1 protein-coding gene is annotated in these 547 nt (G+C 69.8%); it reads right to left on the bottom strand.

Annotated features, from left to right (window positions below):
• On the bottom strand, positions 1-547 hold a 547-nt coding region (locus AQJ54_RS42935; RefSeq protein WP_159055677.1), incomplete at both ends, for a hypothetical protein.

The following is a 547-nucleotide window of genomic DNA, read 5'->3' as shown; positions in this document are numbered from 1 at the left end:
CGACATGCGCCACCGGATCCTCAGCCGCATCCTGCTCTCGCCGGGACTCATCCGGCAGGCCGAGCCGGTGCCCGAACTCGTGCGCGCCGAGACCCGGGAGCAGGTCCACCGCCACACCCTCGGCATCCTCTCCGACGAGACGGAGCGGCAGCCGCTGATGCGAGACCGGCGCACTCTGCGGACCGGGCTCGAACACCTCCGGCACCCAGTGGGCGTCCACGCCCTCTGAGTACGGCACCCGGACAGGCGTCACATGCAACCGGGATCCGGCCGGCCGCTCTTCGCCGTTCGGCAACCGGTGCCCCGGCGCATTGAACCGCTCCTCGATCCCCGCACCCATCTGCTCCCACAACCGGCTGACATCGGCGGGCTGAAACGCCCCGGCGTTGGAGAACGCCGTACGCACCTCAAGGTCGGTGAACGCCTTCCCATCCACGGTGAACTGCCGCTTGTCGAACGCCGCGTGCACCGTCGTCGGCGACAACTCCCCCGACCCCTCCGGACTCAGCGCGAACGGGTTCGTCCAGGTATGCACCACACGCGTCGG

It is taken from the genome of Streptomyces griseorubiginosus, from assembly GCF_001514195.1.
In the GTDB taxonomy this organism is placed as follows: Bacteria; Actinomycetota; Actinomycetes; order Streptomycetales; family Streptomycetaceae; genus Streptomyces; species Streptomyces griseorubiginosus.
This window is presented reverse-complemented; position numbering and strand designations above follow the sequence as displayed.